The following is a 22,201-nucleotide window of genomic DNA, read 5'->3' as shown; positions in this document are numbered from 1 at the left end:
ATTGCCACGAACAGGGAAAAGCCCACCCCTGATAGTATTACGCTATATCAGATGCGTCCAAGGGCGTATTATGCCCTAATATGTCTTGGCGAAGTACGCGGTTTTCGAAGCGTCCTCGCCACAAAGCGTACACTCGTCCGCATCCGGCTCGTGTTCTTCGTCGAACGGAACCATCACGATTTCCGCGGCGATTTTCTCCTTGATCACCTGCTCGCAGGCCTCGTCACCACACCACGGCGTCTTCACGTACCCGCCGTGCTTCCCGATGGTGCCAAGAATCTCCTCGGGCGAATCGGCTTCCCGGACGTTCTCCTCGAGGTTCTCCTCGGCGGCCTCGTACAGCTTCTCCTGCACCGTGTCGAGGTGTTCGTCCACCGAGCTCACGAGCGTCTCGCGGTTCACGACGGACTGCTCGCCGTCCGGCCGGTGGGCCAACGTCAACTCCTCGTCGTCGACCTCGTTCGGCCCGATTTCGATGCGGAGCGGCACCCCCTTCAGCTCCCACTCGTTGAACTTGAACCCGGGGTTGCGCTCGTCCCGGTCGTCGAGGTGGACGCGCACGCCCGCCTCCTCCAGTTCGGCCGCGACCTCCGTGGAGTACTGGAGCACGTCCTCGCGCGTGTCCTCCTGCCAGATGGGGACGATGACGACCTGCTCGGGCGCGACCGTCGGCGGGAGCACGAGCCCCTGGTCGTCCGAGTGCGTCATGATGAGGCCGCCGAGCGCGCGCCACGACAGCCCCCACGAGGTCGTGTGCGCGACCTGCTCTTCCTCGTCCTCGTCGACGTACGTCAGATCGTACGCCTCCGCGAACGACTGTCCGAGGTCGTGGCTCGTCGCGCCCTGCAGGCTCTTCCCGTCCGGCATCAACGCCTCCACCGTCGTGGTGGTCTCCCCGCCGGGGAACTTGTCGTGCTCGGGCTTCCGGCCGCGCATGACCGGAATCGCCAGCACGTCCTCGTACAGCTTCTCGTACTGCCCGAGCCGCGTCACCGTCTCGTCCCACGCCGCCTCGGCGGACTCGTGGGCCGTGTGCCCCTCCTGCCAGAGGAACTCCTTCGTCCGGAAGAACGGCTTCGTCTCCGTCGCTTCCCATCGGACGACGGAACACCACTGATTCAGTCGGAGGGGGAGGTCGCGGTGGCTGCGCGTCCACTGGCTCATGTACGGCGTGATGATGGACTCAGAGGTGGGGCGGACGGCGAGGCGCTCTTCGAGTTCCTCGTTTCCGCCCTCGGTCACCCACGCAACCTCGGGGTCGAAGCCGTCCACGAACTCCGACTCCTTGTCGAGGTAGGACTCGGGGATGAACATCGGGAAGTAGGCGTTGTCCACGCCCGTGCCCTTGAACCACTCGTCGAGGTTCTCCTGGACCTTCTCCCAGAGCGCGTACCCGCGGGGTCGGGTGACGATGAACCCGCCCATCGAGTCGGGGCCGTAGCTCGCGAGGCCCGCCTTCCGCACGACCTCCGAGTACCACTCCCCGGGGCTGTGCTCCTTGCTCTCGGTGATTCCGAGCTCCTGCTCGTTGTCGCTCATTACGCGAATCGTCGCCGTATGCAGTCTTAAATCCCGTGAAGCCCGCCCGCCGTGCGAGTCGGCTTGCTCCGTGGAAGCGGTCAGCGTCACCGCGGGAAAGCTTATGTGGTATGCGAACGTCACTCATGGTATGGGCGACACGAAACGTGGTCGCGAGCGGAAGGGACTGAACAAGCAGACGCAGCGCCGCCTCCGCATCGAGGAACGCGAACTCGAAGCCAGCGACGAACCGCCGACGATGGAGGACGAGGAGATCTCCATCGGCGACTGAGACGACCTATCGGTTCTCGAACACCTATTGCGAAGTCTTTTATAATCAGCGGCGGATAGGAACTACCAAGCGGGTTTTCCAGACACTGTTCCCGCGGACGCGCCGGACCGGCCGGACGCACCGCTCTCCCACGATGATACCACATCTCCGGTCAGTGACCCCACGTCAGTATTGCGCCGATTCCGGCGCACTACCGTGGGGTGGCCGGAACCCGGAACCCGCAGTTCGCGCACTATGAGTACGGTAGACCAGCAACTCGAAGACCTGCACGAAACGATAACGAACGAGATTCCGCCGGACATCACCGTCACGGAAGTCAAGTACGAGGGCCCCGAGCTCGTCGTGTACACGCGCGACCCGAAGAAGTTCGCGCAGAACGGCGACCTCATCCGGAACCTCGCCTCGAAACTCCGAAAACGCATCACCGTCCGCCCGGATCCGGACGTGCTCACGCGCCCTGAACAGGCACGAGAGGACGTGATGGACGTGATTCCCGACGACGCCGGCGTCACGAACCTCGACTTCCACGAGGACACCGGCGAAGTCGTCATCGAGGCCGAGAAACCCGGAATGGTCATCGGCCGCCACGGGAGCACGCTCCGCGAGATAACGCAGACATCCGGCTGGACGCCCGAAGTCCTTCGCACGCCCCCCATCGAATCCTCGACGGTCTCGAACGTCCGGAACTTCCTCACGCACGAGCGCGAGGAACGCCGCGACATCCTCGAGAAAGTCGGCCGCCAGATCCACCGCGAAGAGCTGTCCGACGACGAGTACGTGCGCATCACCACGCTCGGATGCTGTCGCGAGGTCGGCCGGGCGAGCTTCATCCTCTCCACGCCCGACACCCGCATTCTCATCGACTGCGGCGACAAGCCCGGCGCGGAGGGCGAGGTGCCCTACCTGCAGGCGCCGGAAGCCGTGCCGCTGAACTCCATCGACGCGGTCGTGCTCACGCACGCTCACCTCGACCACTCCGCGTTCATCCCGCTCCTGTTCAAGTACGGCTACGACGGCCCCATCTACTGCACCGAACCGACCCGCGACCTGATGGGCCTCCTCACGCTCGACTACCTCGACGTGGCGGCCAAAGAGGGCCGGAATCCGCCCTACGAGTCCGGAATGGTTCGCGAGGCCATCAAGCACTGCATTCCCCTCGAGTACGGGGACGTGACGGACATCGCGCCGGACGTGAAGCTCACGTTCCACAACGCCGGACACATCCTCGGCAGCGCCGTCTCCCACTTCCACATCGGCGACGGCCTCTACAACGTCGCCTTCTCCGGCGACATTCACTACGAACCCACGCGGCTGTTCAACGGCGCGGTGAACGACTTCCCGCGCGTCGAGACGCTCGTCATGGAGTCAACGTACGGCGGGCGCAACGACTATCAGACCGACCAGGAGGACTCCGAGGAGAAACTCAAGCGCGTCATCAACGACACGTACGAGCGCGACGGGAAGGTCGTGATTCCGGCGTTCGCCGTCGGCCGCAGTCAGGAGATCATGCTCGTCCTGGAGGAGGCGATGCGCGAGGGCGACATTCCCGAGATGCCAATCCACCTCGACGGCATGATCTGGGAGGCGACCGCCATCCACACCACCTACCCCGAGTACCTCCGCGACGAACTCCGAGACCGCATCTTCCACGAGGACGCGAACCCCTTCCTCGCCGACCAGTTCAATCACATCGACGGCGGGAAGGACGAGCGCAAGGACGTCGCGGACGGCGACCCCTGCATCATTCTCTCCACGTCCGGCATGGTCACCGGCGGCCCCATCATGAGCTGGCTCGAACACCTCGCGCCCGACCCCGACAACCGCCTCGTGTTCGTCGGCTACCAGGCGCAGGGGACGATGGGGCGTCGCATCCAGTCCGGCCGGGACGAGATAGCGATGCCCGGCGACCGCGGGCGGAACGACCGCCTCAAGCTCCGGATGGACGTCGAGACCGTGGACGGGTTCTCCGGGCACGCCGACCGCCAGGGTCTCGAAGACTTCGTGCGCACGATGAACCCCCGTCCGGAGAAAGTGCTGTGCGTGCACGGTGACGAGCGCTCTACACAAGACCTCTCCAGCGCGCTCTACCACGAGTACAACATGCGGACGTTCGCGCCGAAGAACCTCGAAACCTTCCGCTTCCTGTAGGCCGACTCCGGGGGAGGGAGGCGAACGCGGTTCAACACACGACGCCGAGTCGATTCGCCGTCCGCGATCAGTCGCTCGCCGTGACGTGCTGGCTCCCGCGCTCGTGCACGTCGAGGAGGTGGTCGGCGAGGCGCTGGGCCATCAGTGGCGGTACCGCGTTCCCGATCTGGTTGGCGATGTCGTCGAACGACCCCGTGAACCGGAACGAGTCCGGGAAACTCTGGATGCGCGCGCCCTCCCGGAGGGAGAGCCCGCGGTTCTCGGTCGGGTGGAGCTTGTCTCGGGGGTTGAAGTCGGTCGTGAGAATCGTGTTCGACTGACCGTCGGGAGTGAGGCGCATGTACCGCGGGCGGATGCCCGACTTCGTGTTCAGGTCGTAGCCGAGCGTGTCGTCCTCTTCGTCGGTTCGAATCCAGCCGTCCCCGTGCAGTCGTTCGAGGGCGTCGTAGACGCTGCCCTCGTCGTGTTCGAGGTGGTCGGCGATGAGGTGGTCGGGCACCGCGCCGACCGACTTCCCGCTCATCCGGAAGTCCTTCCGGGAGCGGTGGCGGGCGATGAAGTGGAGGGCGTCCTGTTCGACGTCGGAGAACCGATGTTCGAGCACCTCCCAGACCTGTCGGTAGCGGTCGCCGAACCGGCTCGAACGGTACATTTCGCCCGGGCGCAGCTCGTCCACGATGTGGCGCGTGTCCTCGTCGTCCGACGGCTCCTTCGCGACGTGGTTCCACGTCGTCTCGGCGCCGTCGCGGACGAGCGGGAGGTAGTCGTTCTCGGGATACTCGGACAGCGGGGGGAGGCTGACCTCGCCGTTCTCGGTCGGCTCCGGGAGGTCTTCGAGCGCGTCGGAGACGGTCGTCCAGCCACGCATCAGTTCACCCGCCAGCGTGAGTTGACCCTCGCTCGCCTCCCGGTATCCGCCCTCGGGGAGGGACGGTTCCACGTCGAGGTCGTCGCGGACGCCGAAGTAGATGACGCGCTCTCGCGTCTGGGGGACGCCGAAGTCAGCCGCGTTCAGCGTCTCCCAGTCCACCGCGTAGCCGGCGTCCGCGTACTCGCGCTCTATCGCTCCGAGGAACTCGTCGCTAATCGTCGTCATGCCCGCGACGTTCTCCATCATCACGTACTTCGGCTGGAAGTGCTCGACCCACTGGATGAACGAGAAGACGAGCTGGTTTCGTTCGTCGTCCAGCCGCCGCGACCCCCGTGCGTCACTGAACCCCTTGCAGGGCGGGCTTCCGAAGACGATGTCGACGGAGACGTCCGCTACCTCTGGGGGGACGCCGTCGCTGATATCGTGGCGGAGCCCGTCGCCGTCGTGGTTCGCGTCGAACGTATCCAGGGCGCGCTCCGCGATATCACAGCCATAGAGAACGTCGATGCCGGCCGCCTCGAAACCGGCACTAAAGCCACCAGCGCCACAGAATAAGTCGATTGCTCTCATCGGGTACCCGCCCATTAGCCGTGGCGGTATTTAGGTTTCGGGTACCCGGTCACTCGCCGTCGCACTCCGCACGCGTTTTTGTCGCGCCGCGCCTCCCGGCGAGTATGGAGGTAGCCTCCGATGACGACGCCATCGTGACGGTGTGCTCTGCGCTCGGAAACGAGAAGCGGCTCAGACTCCTGAACGCGCTCCGGGAGACGGCGGGCGGGACGTTACGCGACGTGCACGCCGAGACGAGCGACGTGACCGGGCTCTCCCACCGCGAGTCCACGCACACGTACCTGGAGGAACTCGTCGACGCCGCTCTCGTGGAGAAGACTCGCAACGACTCCGGGGGCGTCGTCTACGAGACCGACGTGTCGGAACTCACGCTCTCGTTTGCGGACTAGAGCGTCTCGTCCCCAGCTAACTGCTTCAGGTTCTCGATGTTTCCCTCGGACTCTTCGAGGAGGAAGTTGAACAGGCCCTCCATCGTCCCCTCGCCGCCGATGGCGTCCCAGAAGCCGTCCGCGATGAGCATCCCGTCCTCGGCGTGCACGTCGAAGAACGCCTGCGGCGGCCACCACTCGTACGCGTCGAGACTGCCGTAGGGATTGAACGGGAACACGAACCGACAGATGGGGGTGGGGGCGTCCCGGTGTTTGTACGCCGCGACGGTTTTCAGCATCTGGCGCTTCGACTCCATCGTCTGGTCGCGGTTCGGCTTCGGCGTCTTGATTTCCGCGGCGAGCGGCCGGCCGTCACGGAAGTCCTCCACCCAGAGGTCCCACGTCACCGTCCCGATGGGTTTCCGGGTCTCGGGCGGGGCGTCGATGTCGCGGAGTTCCCGCTTCTCGGCGTCCCAGTCAGGGTCGCGCTCGCCGTCCGCCAACTCGGAGATGACGGTCTCGATTCGGTCTTCCTCGGCCCTGCCGACGTTGAGGTTCGTGCAGGCGTACTGGGTCTCCGCCGCGCCAACCGCATCGTTCGTGTTCGCCACCGCGCGCCCGAACTTCTCGTACATCTGCTGGCCGAGCTTCTGCGTGAAACTCCGCTCGAAGTTCGCAAGCACCCAGAACAGCGGCGACGGCATCATGATCGCCTTGAACGCCTCGTTTCGCTTGAACTCCTCCCAGTCGAAATTACCGGCTTTCTCCAGGGGGCGCTCGAAGAACCCGTCAGTGACGCTCCGCAGTTCGGCCTTCGTCGCTTCGCTCAACTCGGCGCTCCCGATGTGGTCGAACCCTCGTTCCATCGGGCGGTCTTCTCACTCTGCGAGCAAATGGGTTTGTAGCGAGTTATGGCTACACGCGAGCGGGCGGCCGGGAGCGACAGCGCCGTCGACGCCGGATACCCGGCCAGCGAGGACGGCGCTGGCCTCGGCCTCCGCATCGTTTCACGTATCGCCGACGCCCGCGGTTCGACGGTCGAAGCGACGGAGAGCGAGTCCGGGCGCGCTTCGAATTCACGGGCGTCCAGCGACCCTACACGAAGCCGTATCGGAGCGCTATCCAGCCGATGGCGCTGATGAAGAGAATCGGCGGGAGGATCATGAACCCCCAGAGGCCGTCCAGCCCCCACAGCAGGAGGAGGACGACGTCCGCGATACCGAGCGCGAGGAACGGCGAGATGTAGAGGAACGCTCGCTTTCGGGAGCCGGTGCCGCGGTCGTCCTCCGGCGTTGGCGCGGCCATACTCGGAAGTTGGTCGCGCAGCATGAAAAACGCCGCGTTCGACCGTGCGCCACGAAACCTCGGACTTATACCGACGCTGCGCCGTACGTCGGAGTATGGTTGGACTCTCAGACGCGAACGCGGCGGAGGACGCGGGGGATCCGAACCCGCTGTTCCAGTGGGTGTACCTCAACCAGTTCAAGTTGAAACTCGTTCTCGTGGACGCCCTCCTCATCGCCCTCGGATTCGGTATCGCGAAGTTCTTCGAGAACGACCTCGCGGAGGTCGTCGCCGCGATGCTCATCTGGTTCGGCCTCCTGTTCGGCCTCACCGGACTCGTGCTCTACGCGTACATTCGGTTCAGCGCGTGGCGGTCCGACCGATAGACGCACGGCTTTTCTCTCCACGGTTATATCTCTCGCGTATGCCCGACAGAATCGCGTCCGACAATCCCGCGGTCGAGACGGCCACCGCGACTATCGGCCGGTACGGTGGCACCACGCGACCGCAGATAGAACTGCCCGAAGGCGTCGCAGAGCGCGTTCCCGTCGGGGAGGTCGTTCGCCTCGCCGTCGACGGCACCGAGTACCGCGCTCGAATCGAGGAGAGCGGCGGTGCGCCCGTGATTCGTGGCGCGTACGAGACGCCGCGGCTCGCGCGCACGCCGGGCGAGGGCGAGAACCACCTGGTCGCCTGGCTCGACCAAACCGACCTCGACATCGGTCGCTCCGTGTACGTCGATATCGTCGAAGCGGGGTACGCGTACGGTCTCCGAGAACCGGGAACGACCGCGTACTACGACGCGACGGAGAAACCGAGCGACAGCCTCGCAGCTATCGCGCGCGACCTGGACGGCTAGTCGAGGTCGCGGAACGCCGCGCGGTAGTCCGCTTCGTCGAACCTCGCCGCGATGTCGTCCGTGCACTCGCGGCGCTCGCGGATGCGGTCGGACACCGCGTCGAGCGCGTCCTCGTCGCCGTCGTCGAGCAGGTCGGCGCGACGCTCGCAGAGGTCGAAGAGGTCGTCCAGCACGGCTTCGTACGCGACGCGGCGAGCGACTCGCACGACGCCCGTCCGGATCTCCTCGGTGGACGCGTCCGCGGGAAGCGTGATGTCGACGCCGCGCGTGGTCTCGTCGCGGTCACCCAGGAGGAGGACACCGCAGTCGTAGCCGTGTTCCCGGATGTGTTCGAGGACGCGGTGCGGAGAGCAGTCGGTGGTGTCGTCGAGGACGAGGACGTCGACGCTGTCGTCGACGTCGTTGAGGGTGCCGGTGTGCACGTCGTGGTCGGCGCTCTCGGCGTACTGGCGGACCGAGTTCTGCGGGCCGCCGAGCGCGAGCACTGTTATGTAAGCACATTCCGGCATTGTCGCCTCTCGCTTTGGTCACTGCGTTCTGTCTGAATAAGTCTTCCGTCGACGCCATCTTCCGGTTTCGCCGTCTGACTGCGGGGTGTCGACGTCGCGGAAGGCAGTGCGGAAGTCGTCGGTCGCGAACTCCGCAATGGTGGTGTCGAGTTCGGTAATGAGGGCGTCGATGCGCCGGGAGAGCGCGGCGACCGTTTCCGAGCGGTCTGCGTTCCCGTCGAGGAGGGCGGCGCGGCGCTTGCACAGCACGAAGAGTTCGTCGAGGGCGGCGTCGTACGTGGTGTGCGCGAGCAGGGTTTCGACGGTGGCCACGACGCTCTCGCGGTCGACTGGCCTGGGGACGCTGGCGTTGAGCCCGTGGACGCTGCCGCCGTTGTCGGCGGCGAGCAGGGCGACGCGAGCGCCGTGTCGGTGGCTTCGCTCCACGAGCGCGCTGTCGCGGTGCCTGCACGCGTTGAGGAGGAGGACGTTCACGCCCTCGGAAAGAGCGTCAGCGGCCGCTCGCTCGGTTTCGACGGTACGGACGTCGTATCCCGGTAGCCACGACCGATAGCGGTCGTGTCGGTCGGCCTCGTCGACGACGAGAACTGTCGGACACGGCGTCTGCCCCACCATACGGGATTAATGTTTCCCTCGTTCGGGGATAAAATTATTGGTTGGGGGAGTGATGGATGGCTGCCGCGGGGGAGTTCTAAACCTTACGCTCCAGCTACCGGTTTTTCGGCTGGACTAAAAGCAGAGGTTGTGTGGGGTAGGAAACGTCTACCGGTGATATCTGCATGCTAGAGTTACACAAGGTTTGCGAAAGGTTTAAGTTTGTTTCGAACCTATCGATGGTTAGGAAGCGTGAGGGAAAGGCGTTTGAAGCTTTCCCTCGCTTTCGGAGATTCACCATGAGCGAGACTACGATACGAACGTACTCCAGCGACCGCCAGCGCACCGAAGAAGAGACCAGCGACGAGCGAGCGAACACCACCACGTGCCCCGAGTGCGGTGGAAAACTCGTCAACGACGAGGAACACGGCGAGACCGTCTGCGCCGAATGTGGTCTCGTCATCGAGGAGGACGGCATCGACCGTGGCCCCGAGTGGCGCGCCTTTGACTCCGCGGAGAAGGACGAGAAGAGCCGCGTGGGCGCACCCACCACGAACATGATGCACGACAAGGGCCTCTCCACGAACATCGGCTGGCAGGACAAGGACGCCTACGGCAACAGCCTGTCCAGCCGCCAGCGCCAGAAGATGCAGCGCCTGCGCACGTGGAACGAGCGCTTCCGCACCCGGAACTCGAAAGAGCGGAACCTCAAGCAGGCGCTCGGCGAAATCGAACGCATGAGCAGCGCGCTCGGCCTCCCCAAGGAAGTACGGGAGACGGCGTCGGTCATCTATCGGCGCGCGCTCGACGAGGACTTGCTTCCCGGACGGAGCATCGAGGGCGTCGCCACCGCGTCCGTCTACGCGGCGGCCCGCCAGATGCAGACCCCGCGCAGCATCGACGAGGTCGCGACCGTCAGCCGCATCGACGAGATGGAGTTCAAGCGCACGTACCGCTACATCGTGCGCGAACTCAGCCTCGAAGTCGCGCCCGCCGACCCCGCGAGCTACGTCCCGCGGTTCGCGAGCGACCTCGACCTCTCGGACGAGGTCGAACGCCGCGCCCGCGAACTCCTCTCGAACGCCCAGGAACAGGGCGTCACGAGCGGAAAGTCCCCCGTCGGCCTCGCGGCGGCCGCCATCTACGCCGCGAGCCTGCTCGTGAACCAGAAGGTCACGCAGAGCGAGGTCAGCGAGGTCACCGACGTGAGCGAAGTCACGATTCGGAACCGCTATCAGGAACTCCTCGAAGCAACCGACGTCGGCGCGTAACGCCGCCGGCGGTCGCTGACTCTCGCTCTCTCCACGCTTCGGTCGTCGACTCTTATTCGACTTCGACGTGTTTCTCTCCCGCCCGGACAGCCGCAGGCACGTGGTTTCGCGCCGGCGGCACGGGGCTCGCGTAACTCTCGTCCAGCGCGCAGAACGGCAGGTAGGCGAGATTGAAGTCGAGCGCGACCTGACTCCCCGACGCAACGCCGTCGACGTCGAGTTCGACGTACCGGCCGATCTCCGGCGTCTCGCCGCCCGACGTTTCGTCGGTGAACGGCACGAACAGGCCGTTCTGCTTTGGGGCGTGGTAGCCCGCGAGTACGTGATGCTCGCCGTCGAGCGTGAACCCGAGGGTCGCGACGCGTTCGTACTCCGCGGCGGGGCCGCGCGTGAGCTCCACCCGCACCACCTCGGGGTTCTGCGCGCGCTGGAGGCGCGCGACCACACGGAGGTCGGGGTCGAGGTCGTAGAATTCGAGGTCGTCGCCGGTCTCCGGGAGTTCCATGTTCTCCCGGACGAACCGGCGTTTCTCCGCGCGGTGCTCGCGGACGCGCTCGCGCCACGCGTCGCGGTCGAGGTCGGGTTCGGCCATACCCGCCGTTCGTCCGCGAGCGCCGTAAGCGGTGCGCTCGACCCTGCACGGAAGTGACACTCACCCAAAGCGGTATGCCTCTCGGGTGCGCACACCGGGACGATGTACGAGATACTGCTCGCGGTCGACGAGGAGGACGAGCACGCGAACGCCCAGGTCGACGCGGTGATCGACCTCCCCGGGCGGGACGAAATCCACGCGCACGTCTTCCACGACTTCACCGACAACCCGACCGGGGCGTCCATCGGCCAGCTCGCGTCCGCGCGACACGCGAAGGAAACCCTGGAGGACGCCGGGATCGAGGTGACACTGCACGAGACGAGCGGCGACCCCTCGGAGGCGATTCTCGACACGGCCCGCGACCTCGGCGTGGACGCCATCTGCGTCGCGTCCCGCAAGCGCACGCCCACCGGAAAAGCTCTCTTCGGGAGCGTGACGCAGGCGGTCATCCTCGGTGCGGATCGCCCGGTCATCGTCTGCGGCGCGGATTGACAGCCTCCCCGCGCTAACGCGCGAGGCGTCCTCCGTTGGGGGGTCGGCTACCGAACCACGGAGGTACGCGGCGACGAGCGTTTCGAACCGCCCGCGGTCTGTCGGCGAACACGCGTCGGGGCCACGCCGCCCTATCCGGGAACGTGACTGACACGCCCGCGTACGACTCGGCCGCGAACCCCCGGCGTCGCGTGTTGCTCGCGGCGGCCGTTCTCGGTGTGCTGGTGCTCGCCGGTGGCACGTACGGCCTCTGGGCGCTCCAGACTACCCCGGAGCGAGCCGAGTTCGGTTCGAACGACACGCTGACCGCCGCCTTCGCGGACGCGCCCGCGTCCCTCTCGGAGGCCGAATCGGAGGCCGCGTTCGTCGTCCGTCACACCGGCGGGTCGGCGATCGACTACCGGTCGCTCCGCCTCGTCGTCTACCGGAACGCCACGCCGATCCGGACGCTCGAAAGCCCGCAGTGGCGGGACACGAGTCTCGTCGCACACGAAAACGAGAGCGTTCCACCGGCATTCGGCACGTTCGCGCCCGGCGACACGATTCGAGTGGTGGAAACCGACGCCGAAAATTCGGGGCTAGAGAGCGGCGGCACGTACCTACTCACGCTCGTCGACACGGACAGCGGTCGGCGCGTCGCAGCGGCGCGCGTCACCCTCCACTAACCGGCCACACGGTAGTTAGGCCGCTCGGCTTCACGAGCACGCGAACGGCCTCCACGCCCGAACGCAGGCGCGGATAGACGACCTGGACGCCGCGGAGGAGGCGTTCCGCGAAGCCGACTTCCAGGGCTTTTGTACGCGGCCGTCGTTTCGCCGGGTATGCGCGTCGCAGTGCTCGGCCCGGGTGCTATCGGGTCGCTGTTCGGCGGTCGTCTCGATCGGAGCGGCGTCGACGTGACGCTCGTCGGTCGGCCGGGCGACCACGTCACCGCCCTCGCCCGGGACGGGCTTCGCCTCACGCTCCCCGACGGAACGACGGAGCGCGTTCCCGTGGACGTGACGACACACCCCGACAGCGTCGGCCCCGTGGACGTCGTCTTGGTGTGCGTGAAGGCCTACGACACGCGGAGCGCGCTCGCCGACGCCGACGCGCTCCTCGACGGCGCGGCGGTCTGCACGTTCCAGAACGGCCTCGGGAACGCGGAGACTATCGCGGAGTTCGTGCCCGCGTCCCGCGTACTCGCGGGGACGACGAGTCACGGCGCGACGCTCGAAGCGCCCGGTCACGTCCGACACGCGGGCGTCGGCGACACGGTCGTGGGGAACTACGTCACCGACACCAGTGAGGCGGCGACCGCGCTCGCCCGCGCGCTGACCGACGCCGGCATCGAGACCGACGTGGTTGCGGACGCGGCGCGCGCCGTCTGGGAGAAAGTCCTCGTGAACGCCGGCATCAACGCCGCGACCGCGCTCGCGGGCGTGCCGAACGGCCGCCTCGCCGACACCGACCCCGGCGAGCGCGTGCTCCGCCGCGCCGTCGAGGAAGCCGCCGCCGTCGCGGACGCCGAGGGTATCGAACTCACTACCGACCCCGTCGCGGCCGCGTCCCGGGTCGCCCGCCGCACCGCCGAAAACCGCTCCTCGATGCGCCAGGACCTCGACCGCGGGCGGAGAACCGAAATCGACGCGCTGAACGGCGAAATCGTCTCGCGCGGCCGCGACCACGGCATCGACACGCCGGTGAACGAGACGCTGACCGACCTCGTGCGACTCGCCGAATCGTAGTCAGGCGTAGGTGTCCAAGACGGTGCGTTCGAGGACGCTGTCGCGGCGGAGGACGAGGTAGAGCACGAGGAAGTCGTGTTCGGCGGGGTCGAGGACGAACACGTGGTGGGGGCAGTCTTCGAAGTCGTCCAGTCGGTCGAGGAGCGGTTCGAGCGGCGCGGTGCCGTCCCGGAACTCGGTGTAGAGGTCGCGCTCGCCGGGCTGACTGGCGAACGCGTAGACTGCGCCGTTCGGGTCGCCGTCCGTGCTGTACGTGGTTTGGGAGTTCACGCCGAGGTTCTCGCGGCGGGCTTCCTCCATGGTGTCGAGCGCGTCCTCGAACAGGCCGGTCGCGCCGCGGACGTACGTGATTCGGGTGTCATCGACGGCCTCGTAGTCATCGAAGCGCGCGGTGCCGTCGTTCCAGGCGAGCGTCGCCCGAACGCGGTTCCCGGGCGCGAGGTCGGCGTCGTCGTCCTCGACGCGCACCGGGGCGTCGCCGTCGAGCGGAACGAGCACGAACGCCGCGCCGTCGGGCGTTCGAGAGCGTACCCGGTACTCGCCGGTCGTTCGAGCCTCCGACATACCCGGGATTGCACGGAGACGCGTAAAAGCCCCTCGCACGTCCGTCGCGGACGCGCGGAGGGCGGTCGCGGCCGACGCGCGAGCGCCGAGCAGCCGGCCGCCGACTTCGGAGCGGCTCATCGTCGTCCCCCGGGTCTTCTGGATTCAGTAAGCGGGCTGTGCTCGGGAACGGAGAACGCTCGTCGGTCGCGTATCAGTCGTTCCCTCGCGGGAATCGTTTCGCCGCTCCTCATCCGCGTGAGGGGCGGGGCGGCTCCCACTGGGGTCGATATCTCGGAATCGACACTGGTGGCCCGGCTGCACGTTGGATTAGTAGCCACAGCTCCCTAAAGTATCCCCGCCCAACTAGCGGGTGGGCTGCAGCGGCTACGTCGGACAGTACCGGCAGCTCGTCCCCCCGAATCACTCTCATGAGTATGTCACTACACGGACTCCTCGCACAGATCGAACACGCGCTCGCGCCAGTTCGCCACGTCATGAAACCGATCCTCTCGGATCCGCTCGCGATGGGTGTCTGGGCGCTGTTCGCCCTCACGTCCGCCGCCGTCCTCTGGTGGGACATCCGCGAGCGGAACCAAGCGCTGCCGTCGCTGATGAAGGGCGTCTGGACGCTCGTCGTGCTCTACTCCGGCCCGTTCGGCCTCGCTGTCTACTGGTACTCCGGTCGCACCCAGATCAGCCACGACTCGCTGTGGCGGCGCGGCTTCCGGTCGACCGCCCACTGCTACTCGGGCTGTGGAGCCGGCGAAGTCCTCGGGTTCGTGCTCCTCGCGGGGCTGCTCGCGCTCCAGAGCACGCTCGTCATCACGGTCGGGACGTTCGCGCTCGCGTACCTGTTCGGGTACGCGCTCACCGTCGGGCCGTTGATGCAGGAGGGCGTCGGCTTCGGGGAGGCGATGCTGGACGCCCTCTACAGCGAGACGCCGAGCATCACCGTCATGGAGCTCGCGGCCATCGGAACGGATCTCCTGATCGCCAGTCAGGCGCACATCAGCGACCTCCTGTTCTGGGGTGCGCTCGCGTTCTCGCTGTCTGTCGGGTTCGTTTTCGCGTACCCCGTCAACGCCATCCTCGTCTACTTCGGCGTGAAAGAGGGGATGAAGAACCCCGCCGAGATGGGGCACAGCCAGTCGAGTGAGTAGGCACAGCCGCGAACAGTGCCAGGCGTCCCCCGGCGAACTGCTCCGTGTGAGCTGAGAACGAACCGGATCAGAGTCATCGAACCGTGCGACCGCCCGTTCACTGAGGCGAGAACGCGCACCGACCGGGGTAGTGCTGTCGGAACGCCGACCGGCGAGGTGGTTCCTGACGCGCGCTCCCCTCGATAACGGGGGCCAGTTCTGGCTCCCCTCCGAGACTGTGGCGCCCCTCTGAAGGGATTTGATAGAGCGACATACGATGTACGATCTGGGGGTTCGACAGGGCGTTCAGAGCCGAAACTGGAGTACGGCGGCGACGGCGACCACACCGAGAGCGAGGCGGAGCGTGTCCGCCGCCGCGGTTGGCGGCGGTGGTGAGAGAGCGAGTGGCGTTTCGCGGGAGCGGCTGGAAGCGCGCGACGCCGGAGGACGTGCGCGCGTCCGCGGCGGGGCGAGCGGTGATGCCGTACGTACCGACGAACAGTGCGGGCCGGCGAGGACGGGCGCGTGCAGGAGGGGGCTGACGCCGTAGTGCCGGTGCGATACGTGAGCGGGGCCGGCGGTCGGTACTACTCGTCGCCGCTAGTCGTAGCGCACGAGCGCGAAGACGACCATGCCGGTGGAGGCGGCGACGCCGACGCCGAGCAGGTACCAGCCGAGGGCGTAGCCGGCGGTGTCCGCGATCAATCCGAACAGGGGTGGAACGACGAGGCCGCCGACGTTGAGCGTGATCTGTCCGGCGGCGGTCGCGGCCCCTGATTTCCCCTCGGGGGCGAGCGCCGTGACTGCACCGTGGTAGAGGCCCGTGAATCCCAGGAGGGCGAGGCCGAGGCCGGCGAACACGACGAGCAGCCAGACCCCCCTGGCTTCCGGGAGCGCGAAGAACAGGGCGGCGGCGACCGCGACCTGCACGGCGAGGACGCGGAGGCTGGCGCGCTCTGCGGTGCCGCGGATGCGGTCGGCGATGCTGCCCGCGCCGATGCGGCCGATGCTCCCCGACACCTGCATCAGGGCGAGCGTCGCGCCGGCGAACGCGGTGGTGGCGCGCGTCGCGTCCTCGATGTAGGGGACGGTGTACCCGGTGAGTGTGAAGACGGCGGCACCGAGGAAGAACCCGGCGAGAGACAGGACGAGCAGGAGGCGGTTCGCGGCGATGGCGCGGATGTCGGGGAACTCCATGCGGCCGCTCCCGCCCGTGCCGTCGAACGTGACCGCGTACCCGGCGGCGACGAGGAAGCCGACGACGGCGATGACGGCGAAGCTCGCGGGCCACGTCGGGACGATGAGGGTGTTCGTGACGAACACGGCGCTCACGGCGCTGCCGGCGGTGACGCCGACCTGCTTCAGGCCGACGGCGAGGTTGTACCGGCCCCTGGGGGCGCGGCTGGCGACGGCGCGGTTCGTCGCGGGCATCCCGGTGGCGTACGCACAGCCGAGGACGAACACCGCGACGAGGAGACCGGGGTACGTGCCGGCGAGCGGAAGTCCCGCGCCGGACGCGGCGACGCCGGCCGCGCCGATTGCGAGGCCGACGAGGCCGCCGACCATCGCGGGGTGGTCGCCGTACGCGTCCACGACGGCGCCCATCGGGAAGAGAAAGAGCGTGTACCCGAGCGTCATCACCGACACCACGAGTCCGACCTCGAACCCGCTCAACTGGTAGGCGTCGCGGAACGAGGACGTCGCGGCGAACACCGCGTAGTAGGTGGCGGACGCGACGACCTGCCAGGCGGCGACGGCGGTGACGCCGCGCCAGCTTCGCGCGGACTCGCTCGCACTCACTGCGCCCACGCGACGAGCGCTATGCCGGTGACGATAGCGAGCAGGTATGCTGGGTGGCCGGCGGCGTACTCGGACAGCGGCGCCAGCGCGGCGGCGTAGTCACCGGCGGCGAGCGCATCTGAGAGCGCTGTTGAGGATTGCGTCCAGAACGCGAAGTGGCTCGTGCCGAGCAGGCCGAACCCGGCTCCGAGGAGTTGTTTCGGGCGCGAACTCAGCGCGGTCGCGAGAGACGAAGGAAACGCCATACGTCACCCCTCCGCGCGAGAGGGAAAAAGCGTAGCGACCGACTACCGGATGTCGATACCCGGGTTCGTGGGTGCGACCGAACGCGAGTTCGAGCACGCCGTTCCGCCGGGTCGCGCGCACGTCCGCGCCGTCGGCGTCAGCGGGGAGGCCGACTAGTAGTGGCCCGTGATGGCTCGCCGCCGGTCAGGCGAATTTAGGTCGTGGCCCCCGAACCCCGGGCTATGACGCCCTTCGAACGCCGCACCCGCGACTGCCAGGACCGCCTCGACGCGGACGAGGCGCTCGCCCTCTTCCCGAGTCCGAACCTCTACTACCTCGGGGGGTTTCACGAGTCGCCCGGCGAACGTCACTTCTTCCTGTTCGTCACGCCCGACGACGCCGCGTTCCTCGCGCCCGCGCTCTACGCCGAGCAACTCCGCGACGAGACCTGGGTCGATGACGTGCGCACGTGGCGGGACGGCGACGACCCCGTCGAACACGTCCGCGACGTCGCGGCCGACCTCGACCTCGGTTCGAGCGTCCTCCTCGACGAGACGATGTGGGCGCGGTTCTCGATGGACCTCCGGACGGCGCTTCCCGACGCCGAGTTCGGCCTCGCGACGGACGTGCTGTCCGCGCTGCGCGTGCGGAAGGACGACGCCGAACGCGACGCCATCCGCCGGGCGAGCGAGGCCGCGGACGCCGCGATGCGGGACGTGCGCGCGCTCGGCGCGGACGCCGTCGGCAGCACCGAAACCGACCTCGCGCGGTACGTCGCAGACCGACTCGAACACCACGGGGGTACGGGGACGTCCTTCGAGACGATCGTCGCGTCGGGGCCGAACGCCGCGCTTCCGCACCACCAGCACGGCGAGCGCGAGATCCGGCCGGGAGAGCCCGTCGTCTTCGACTTCGGGACGCGCGTCGACCGCTACCCGAGCGACCAGACCCGGACCGTCGTCTTCGAGGGCGAACCGCCCGAAGCGTACATCGACGCGCACGAGGCCGTCGCCGACGCCCAACAGGCCGCTGTCGACGCAGTCGAACCCGGCGTGTCCTGCGAGGCCGTGGACGCCGCCGCGCGCGAGGTCGTCGCGGACGCGGGGTTCGGCGAGGAGTTCGTCCACCGCACCGGCCACGGCGTCGGTCTGGACGTGCACGAGGAACCCTACATCGTCGGCGGAAACGAGCGCGAACTCCGGGAGGGAATGGTGTTCAGCGTCGAACCCGGCGTCTACCGGGCGGGCGAGTGGGGCGTCCGCATCGAAGACCTCGTCGCCGTCACCGCCGACGGCTGTGAGCGACTGAATCACACGACGCGCGACTGGCGGCCCTGAACCGCCCCCGGATTTATATACCTGACAGTCCGATTCTCGTGCGAGATGGACTCCATCCGCTCGCTCGTCGAACGCGTGGAGAGCGAGGGGCGAACGCTCACCGTCTACGACCCCGTAAACGAGGCCGTCGTCGACCGCCTTCGCGACTACTTCGGCCCGCAGCGCGTCACCGTGAGTGTCGCGGAATCACGCGGGGAGCACGCGCCCGCGAACTTCGCCGTGCTGCACGACGACGGGGATGTCGTGGCGGCGAGCGACCTCGACGACGTCGATTCCGTGATCGCGTTCGAGGCGGGTATCGTCTCCGACCCCGACTTCGACCGCGACAGCTATCCCGCGGTGCTCGAACACGACGACACGACGACGTTTACGTCGTTCAACAAGCGCAACATGATAATCGCGTCCCGCGAGGTCGAGGTCGCCGCGCACACCGTCGGCCGCGGCGAACTCCGCGTCGGCTTCCAGTCGCTCTCGAAGATGGACGACCAGTGGCGCGTCTACACGCAGCTCGCGGACAGCGGGCTCGACGTGCACGTGTACGGGCTTCCGGACTGGGAGAAACCGCGGAACGAACTCAACCTCGCCTTCCACACGGACGACGTTTCGGAGGTCCGCGAGTCGTGGTTCGTCGTGTACGACGGAGACGGCCAGGATTCGCGGAAGATCGCGCTCATCGCCCACGAGCAGGACGACGGAACCTTCCACGGGTTCTGGACGTACGACCCGGGCGTCGTGGACGAGTTCCTCGACTACGTCCACGCGGGCGGGCTCGGCGCATAGGGTTTTTCTCCCGGCCGGCGCAGGATGCGGTATGGTTCCGCCGCTCGCCGTCGACATCGACGGCACGCTCAGCCGCGACGACCGCTCCATCGACTCCCGCGTCCTCGACGTGCTCCGCGAGTGGGACGCGCCCGTCGTCATCGCCACCGGGAAGGCGCTCCCGTACCCGGTCGCGCTCTGCGGGTTCGTCGGCGTGCCCGAGCGCGTCGTCGCGGAGAACGGCGGCGTCTCCTACGACCGCGACCGCGACCGCCTGCACTTCCACGGCGACCGCGAGGCCGCCCAGGACGTGGTGGACGAGTACGTCGCGCGCGGCCACAGCCTGGGCTGGGGCGAGGTCGACCTGGTGAACCGCTGGCGGGAGACCGAGGTCGCGGTGAGCCGCGACCAGCCGCTCGCGCCCCTCCGCGACATCGCCGAAACGCACGGTCTTCACGTCGTCGACACGGGATACGCGTACCACGTGAAGTCGCCGGGGATGCACAAGGGCCGCGCGCTCGAATCGCTCGTCGCCGACCTCGACTACGACCTGTCGGAGTTCGTCGCGGTCGGCGACTCCGCGAACGACGCGGAGATGCTCGACGCCGTGGGGACGGGCTACGCTGTCGCGAACGCGGACGACGCCGCGAAGGCCGCCGCCGACCACGTCGTTGCGGGCGCGTACGCCGACGGCTTCCTCGACGCCGTCGACGCGGTGCTGGCCGAATAGTTAACCACGCCGAAGCCCCGGGAACGCGTATGGACGAACGCACGGGACGGCTCGCGGACGCCCGGGGAGTGCTGGACGCGTCCGTCACCGCCACGGCGCTCCCGGACGGCAGCGTCGACCGCCGGTACACGGTCGAAGACCGGGCGGGCGCGGTGCGCTCGCGTGAGTCGTTCGGCCGCCGCATCGCCGCGGGCGAGGCCAAGTCGTTCTACGTCGACCACGAGGCCACTGACCCCGGCGGCCAGGCCGTGAACGACGCGTTCCAGTTTCACGCGCTCGGTGACGACACCACGCTCGCCGGCCACCTCGACCACGATATCTTCGAAACGCTTCCGTTCGACGCGTACTCGATGGGTGCGCCCGCTCACGTCGACATCTACGAGTTCGAGTCGGACGCCGTGATGCTCACTGAGGAGTCCGCGGGCATCGAGACGTGGCGCTTCGAGACGCTCGAACGAGCGCTCGGCCCGCGCCTCGACGCCGCGCTCGCCGCGGACGCCGTCGTGTGGGCGAACTGGGCGTCCGTCCCGCACGCGACCGACGCCCTCCGCGAACTCCGCGAGCGCGACCCCGACGGCGGCGTGCTCGTCCTTGACCCCGGCGACGTGACCATCATCGACCCTGACACAGTCCGCGGGTTCGCGGACGCGCTCGGCGCGCTCACCGACCGCTACGAAGTCGTCGTGAGCGCGAACCGCGGGGAAGCCGCGTTCCTCGCGGACGCGCTCGACGCCTCGTTCGCGGACGACGGCTCGCTCGCCCGTGCCGCGCGGGCGGCCCTCGGCGTGGACGCGTTCGTCCTCCACGAGGTCGAACACGCCGTCGCCGCCACCCGGGACGTGCTCGCGTTCGTGCCGAACGAACCGACGAGCGACCCCGTCCGCTTCACGGGCGCCGGCGACCGGTTCAGCGCGGGTCTCGCGCACGCTCGCGCCGCAGACGGGTCGTGGGTGGCGGCGCTCGCGCTCGCGAACGCCTGCGCCGCCCACTACGCGATACGGGGGGAGACCGCCGACTCCGACACGCTCCGATCGTTCATCGAGTGAGGTCGGCCCGCGAGAACTCCCGACCGCACTCCGCGCACTCGTACCGGCCCAGTCCCTCCTTTCGAACCGATTCTACTCGCCCGCAGTCCGGGCACTCGATGTCGAGAACGGTCATACGGGAGTGGAGGACGCGAGAGCGGTTAAACCGGAAGGGCGTTCCGAATCCACGCGATGAGTCCCGGCCCCGCTGACTGCCGGTGTTCCTCGAACACGGGGTGCAGGGCGTCCAGGAGGTCGCGGCGTGACTCGAACTCGTCGCTGTCGGTCTCGTCGAGCGCCGTCGAGAGCGCGAGCGTCCGTCCGCTCGCCTCGTACGGGACCTCGGGGTCGTCGGTCGCCGCGACGATCTCCGCGGCGGTCGCCGGCCAGTCGACGCTCCCGAGGTGTTCGTCCACCGCCGCGATACCGAACGCCACCGCGTCCGGTTCCTCCCCGTCGTCGGTCATCGGTGGTCGTGCAGCCATCACGCAACGCGTAGAGCGCCACCACCGAAAACCCAACGAACCATAAACTGGAATCGACGATATAGAAACTGCTCAGTCGCGCTTGAACGCTCCCGCCACCAGCAGCGGGAAGACCAGCGTGGCTTCGGCCTCGATCTGGACGTAGTTCGTGTCCTCGTCCTTGATTTTCCCCCAGGAGACGGCTTCCTCGGGCGGCGCGCCGGAGAGCGAGCCGTCGCCCTCCATGCCCGTGGAGATGTAGACCGCGTGGTCTGCGCCGCCGCGGAAGAGGTTCGTCATGATGGCGTGGTGCTTCGGGACGCCCGCGCCGACCGCGATGAGCCCGGTCTCCTCCGCGAGCAGGCCGTGCTCGATGAGCGAGTCGTAGTCGTCCAGGATTTCGATGCCGACCTCCGAGTCGTAGCCCTGGCGGTAGTAGTAGAGGAAGTTCCCGACCTCGGCGTCCGTGAGTGCGGGACAGAAGATGGGGACGTCCTGGTCGGCGGCGTTCTTCAGGATAGAGTCCTCGTCGTCGAGGGTTTCGCCGAGTTCCTTCGAGAACGCCGTCGGCGTGCGGATTTTCTCGTCGGCGAAGAAGTCCTCGAAGAAGTCGTTCAGGTACGCCTCCAGCCAGACGTACCGGTCGGAGGGAACGAAGATGTTCCCGAGCCTGTTGATGCCGCGCTCGCGGAGTTCGGCTTCGTCGGCGTCCCACTCCCCCATCTTGAACGGCTTCGCCGTCTTGATGACGTCCTCGGTGATGGAGCCGGACGTGGTGATGATGACGTCCACGAACCCCTCCCGGACGAGGTAGGCGACCGTCTCCCGCAGGCCGGAGGAGACGATGTTCGAGGTGAGCGTGAGGTAGGTGGTCACGTCGTCGTCGCGCATGTCGCGCGCGATGTCCACGGCCTGCGCGAGGTGGGTCGCCTGGAAGCCAGTGGTCTCGTACGCGTCGAGCATCTCGAAGAAGTCGAAGTCGCCGCGGAAGTCGTAGCCGCGCACGTCCGCCGAGTCCAGTTCCTCCTCGGACCCGGGGACGACGTGCTCGTGGCTGTCGTCGTCGCTCATATCGAGTAGT

General features: G+C 67.5%; 27 protein-coding genes. 14 read left to right on the top strand and 13 right to left on the bottom strand.

Annotated elements, in window-relative coordinates; translation table 11 throughout:
- Positions 1-75: 75 nt before the first annotated feature.
- Entirely contained in the window at positions 76-1,539 is a 1,464-nt protein-coding gene (gene proS / locus FQU85_RS01410; protein ID WP_145843765.1) for a proline--tRNA ligase, read from the bottom strand.
- Between the two features lie 130 nt (positions 1,540-1,669).
- Between proS and FQU85_RS13210 the strand changes: the two genes are divergently transcribed.
- Positions 1,670-1,810 carry a hypothetical protein gene (locus FQU85_RS13210; protein ID WP_168219917.1) on the top strand — a complete coding sequence of 47 codons (141 nt, stop codon included), beginning with the start codon at positions 1,670-1,672 and terminating at the stop codon, positions 1,808-1,810.
- A 234-nt stretch (positions 1,811-2,044) separates the two neighbouring features.
- A complete protein-coding gene (locus FQU85_RS01405; RefSeq protein WP_145843764.1) occupies positions 2,045-3,958 on the top strand; it encodes a beta-CASP ribonuclease aCPSF1 in 1,914 nt (637 codons plus the stop codon).
- Between the two features lie 67 nt (positions 3,959-4,025).
- Here FQU85_RS01405 and dcm read toward each other — a convergent pair whose 3' ends face one another.
- Positions 4,026-5,399, bottom strand: a complete 1,374-nt coding sequence (dcm, locus tag FQU85_RS01400) for a DNA (cytosine-5-)-methyltransferase (protein ID WP_168219916.1) — start codon at positions 5,397-5,399, stop codon at positions 4,026-4,028.
- A gap of 104 nt (positions 5,400-5,503) precedes the next feature.
- On the opposite strand from dcm, the gene FQU85_RS01395 reads away from it, so the two are divergent.
- Positions 5,504-5,788: a hypothetical protein gene (locus tag FQU85_RS01395; protein WP_145843762.1), complete on the top strand. Its 285-nt coding sequence runs from the start codon at positions 5,504-5,506 to the stop codon at positions 5,786-5,788.
- Here FQU85_RS01395 and FQU85_RS01390 read toward each other — a convergent pair.
- Both FQU85_RS01390 and FQU85_RS01385 read right to left on the bottom strand, forming a co-directional pair.
- Entirely contained in the window at positions 5,785-6,633 is an 849-nt protein-coding gene (locus tag FQU85_RS01390; protein ID WP_145843761.1) for a TdeIII family type II restriction endonuclease, read from the bottom strand. The two genes, FQU85_RS01395 and FQU85_RS01390, sit on opposite strands and share 4 nt — an antisense overlap.
- Before the next feature lie 229 nt (positions 6,634-6,862).
- Positions 6,863-7,072: a hypothetical protein gene (locus FQU85_RS01385; protein WP_145843760.1), complete on the bottom strand. Its 210-nt coding sequence runs from the start codon at positions 7,070-7,072 to the stop codon at positions 6,863-6,865.
- A 95-nt stretch (positions 7,073-7,167) separates the two neighbouring features.
- On the opposite strand from FQU85_RS01385, the gene FQU85_RS01380 reads away from it, so the two are divergent.
- Positions 7,168-7,437, top strand: coding sequence for a hypothetical protein (locus FQU85_RS01380; RefSeq protein WP_145843759.1), 270 nt, complete (start codon positions 7,168-7,170; stop codon positions 7,435-7,437).
- Between the two features lie 38 nt (positions 7,438-7,475).
- Positions 7,476-7,910, top strand: a complete 435-nt coding sequence (locus tag FQU85_RS01375) for a hypothetical protein (protein ID WP_145843758.1) — start codon at positions 7,476-7,478, stop codon at positions 7,908-7,910.
- Here FQU85_RS01375 and FQU85_RS01370 read toward each other — a convergent pair.
- Together FQU85_RS01370 and FQU85_RS01365 are read right to left on the bottom strand one after the other, a co-directional pair.
- Entirely contained in the window at positions 7,907-8,419 is a 513-nt protein-coding gene (locus tag FQU85_RS01370; protein ID WP_145843757.1) for a hypothetical protein, read from the bottom strand. The two genes, FQU85_RS01375 and FQU85_RS01370, sit on opposite strands and share 4 nt — an antisense overlap.
- Before the next feature lie 18 nt (positions 8,420-8,437).
- Complete coding sequence (locus tag FQU85_RS01365; RefSeq protein WP_145843756.1) at positions 8,438-9,034, bottom strand: HalX domain-containing protein; 597 nt, start codon at positions 9,032-9,034, stop codon at positions 8,438-8,440.
- 278 nt (positions 9,035-9,312) lie between these two features.
- On the opposite strand from FQU85_RS01365, the gene FQU85_RS01360 reads away from it, so the two are divergent.
- Entirely contained in the window at positions 9,313-10,284 is a 972-nt protein-coding gene (locus FQU85_RS01360; RefSeq protein WP_145843755.1) for a transcription initiation factor IIB family protein, read from the top strand.
- 52 nt (positions 10,285-10,336) lie between these two features.
- On the opposite strand, the gene FQU85_RS01355 is transcribed toward FQU85_RS01360, so the two are convergent.
- Positions 10,337-10,876 carry a DUF1684 domain-containing protein gene (locus FQU85_RS01355; RefSeq protein WP_145843754.1) on the bottom strand — a complete coding sequence of 180 codons (540 nt, stop codon included), beginning with the start codon at positions 10,874-10,876 and terminating at the stop codon, positions 10,337-10,339.
- 102 nt (positions 10,877-10,978) lie between these two features.
- On the opposite strand from FQU85_RS01355, the gene FQU85_RS01350 reads away from it, so the two are divergent.
- The 3 genes from FQU85_RS01350 (at position 10,979) to FQU85_RS01340 (ending at position 13,095) form a co-directional block, all read left to right on the top strand.
- On the top strand, positions 10,979-11,368 hold the full coding sequence (locus tag FQU85_RS01350) for a universal stress protein (protein WP_145843753.1): 390 nt from the start codon (positions 10,979-10,981) through the stop codon (positions 11,366-11,368).
- Between the two features lie 143 nt (positions 11,369-11,511).
- Entirely contained in the window at positions 11,512-12,033 is a 522-nt protein-coding gene (locus FQU85_RS01345; RefSeq protein WP_145843752.1) for a hypothetical protein, read from the top strand.
- A 156-nt stretch (positions 12,034-12,189) separates the two neighbouring features.
- The gene (locus FQU85_RS01340) at positions 12,190-13,095 is read left to right on the top strand and encodes a ketopantoate reductase family protein (protein ID WP_145843751.1); all 906 of its coding nucleotides are present in this window, start codon (positions 12,190-12,192) and stop codon (positions 13,093-13,095) included.
- Here FQU85_RS01340 and FQU85_RS01335 read toward each other — a convergent pair whose 3' ends face one another.
- A complete protein-coding gene (locus tag FQU85_RS01335; RefSeq protein WP_145843750.1) occupies positions 13,096-13,659 on the bottom strand; it encodes a DUF6663 family protein in 564 nt (187 codons plus the stop codon).
- 416 nt (positions 13,660-14,075) lie between these two features.
- Here FQU85_RS01335 and FQU85_RS01330 point away from each other — a divergent pair, with 416 nt between their 5' ends.
- Positions 14,076-14,801 carry a DUF4396 domain-containing protein gene (locus FQU85_RS01330; RefSeq protein ID WP_145843749.1) on the top strand — a complete coding sequence of 242 codons (726 nt, stop codon included), beginning with the start codon at positions 14,076-14,078 and terminating at the stop codon, positions 14,799-14,801.
- 579 nt (positions 14,802-15,380) lie between these two features.
- On the opposite strand, the gene FQU85_RS01325 is transcribed toward FQU85_RS01330, so the two are convergent.
- Entirely contained in the window at positions 15,381-16,580 is a 1,200-nt protein-coding gene (locus FQU85_RS01325) for an MFS transporter (RefSeq protein ID WP_168219915.1), read from the bottom strand.
- Positions 16,577-16,825 carry a hypothetical protein gene (locus FQU85_RS01320; protein WP_145843747.1) on the bottom strand — a complete coding sequence of 83 codons (249 nt, stop codon included), beginning with the start codon at positions 16,823-16,825 and terminating at the stop codon, positions 16,577-16,579. The genes FQU85_RS01325 and FQU85_RS01320 overlap by 4 nt, the downstream gene beginning before the upstream one ends.
- 222 nt (positions 16,826-17,047) lie before the next feature.
- On the opposite strand from FQU85_RS01320, the gene FQU85_RS01315 reads away from it, so the two are divergent.
- From FQU85_RS01315 to FQU85_RS01300, 4 genes are read left to right on the top strand one after another with little or no spacing between them, the layout of a single operon-like run.
- Positions 17,048-18,142, top strand: coding sequence for a Xaa-Pro peptidase family protein (locus tag FQU85_RS01315; RefSeq protein ID WP_145843746.1), 1,095 nt, complete (start codon positions 17,048-17,050; stop codon positions 18,140-18,142).
- Between the two features lie 45 nt (positions 18,143-18,187).
- Entirely contained in the window at positions 18,188-18,922 is a 735-nt protein-coding gene (locus tag FQU85_RS01310; protein ID WP_145843745.1) for a DICT sensory domain-containing protein, read from the top strand.
- 31 nt (positions 18,923-18,953) lie between these two features.
- Positions 18,954-19,631, top strand: coding sequence for an HAD-IIB family hydrolase (locus tag FQU85_RS01305; RefSeq protein WP_145843744.1), 678 nt, complete (start codon positions 18,954-18,956; stop codon positions 19,629-19,631).
- A 29-nt stretch (positions 19,632-19,660) separates the two neighbouring features.
- A complete protein-coding gene (locus tag FQU85_RS01300) occupies positions 19,661-20,677 on the top strand; it encodes a PfkB family carbohydrate kinase (protein WP_145843743.1) in 1,017 nt (338 codons plus the stop codon).
- Here the strand turns inward: FQU85_RS01300 and FQU85_RS13670 are convergent.
- The 3 genes from FQU85_RS13670 to FQU85_RS01290 all read right to left on the bottom strand — a co-directional run bounded on the left by FQU85_RS13670 (position 20,667) and on the right by FQU85_RS01290 (position 22,191).
- Complete coding sequence (locus FQU85_RS13670; protein WP_255473794.1) at positions 20,667-20,792, bottom strand: hypothetical protein; 126 nt, start codon at positions 20,790-20,792, stop codon at positions 20,667-20,669. The genes FQU85_RS01300 and FQU85_RS13670 overlap by 11 nt on opposite strands.
- Positions 20,793-20,817: 25 nt before the next feature.
- Positions 20,818-21,141 carry a hypothetical protein gene (locus tag FQU85_RS01295; RefSeq protein WP_145843742.1) on the bottom strand — a complete coding sequence of 108 codons (324 nt, stop codon included), beginning with the start codon at positions 21,139-21,141 and terminating at the stop codon, positions 20,818-20,820.
- Between the two features lie 72 nt (positions 21,142-21,213).
- On the bottom strand, positions 21,214-22,191 hold the full coding sequence (locus FQU85_RS01290; RefSeq protein ID WP_145843741.1) for a deoxyhypusine synthase: 978 nt from the start codon (positions 22,189-22,191) through the stop codon (positions 21,214-21,216).
- Positions 22,192-22,201 lie beyond the last annotated feature (10 nt).

Source organism: Salarchaeum sp. JOR-1 (genome assembly GCF_007833275.1).
GTDB lineage: Archaea > Halobacteriota > Halobacteria > Halobacteriales > Halobacteriaceae > Salarchaeum.
Note: the sequence above shows the minus strand (reverse complement) of the source record. Positions and strands in the feature narration are given on the sequence as shown.